Below are 241 nucleotides of genomic sequence, written 5' to 3'. Positions count from 1 at the left end.
CACCTGATCGTAGCCATTTAATATAACGGGCACTATAAGCCCCACTTTGGCATACGTTTGATAAAAAAGTTCATTAGCTTGAACATTCACATCGGGTGGGGTTGGTTTTTGCTTTTCAAGCCACGTACCATTTTGTGCGTCCAGCGTAAAAGGCGTGTCACCATTGGCAACTAACGTTGCAGCTCGCTCAATATAATAAGGTAGGCTTTTTAACTGGCGGCGCAGTTTATCGGCATTAGGC

Annotated in this window: 1 protein-coding gene; it reads right to left on the bottom strand. The window is 44.8% G+C overall.

All coding sequences use genetic code 11. The annotated features are described in order from the left end of the window. Nucleotides 1-241: hypothetical protein (locus AAEY83_RS18105; RefSeq protein WP_351061471.1), on the bottom strand; the 241-nt coding region annotated here is incomplete at both ends.

It is taken from the genome of Psychrobacter sp. TB20-MNA-CIBAN-0197 (genome assembly GCF_040309765.1).
Lineage (GTDB): Bacteria > Pseudomonadota > Gammaproteobacteria > Pseudomonadales > Moraxellaceae > Psychrobacter > Psychrobacter submarinus.
The sequence above is the reverse complement of the archived record's forward strand: the minus strand, read 5'-3'. Positions and strand labels throughout refer to the sequence as shown.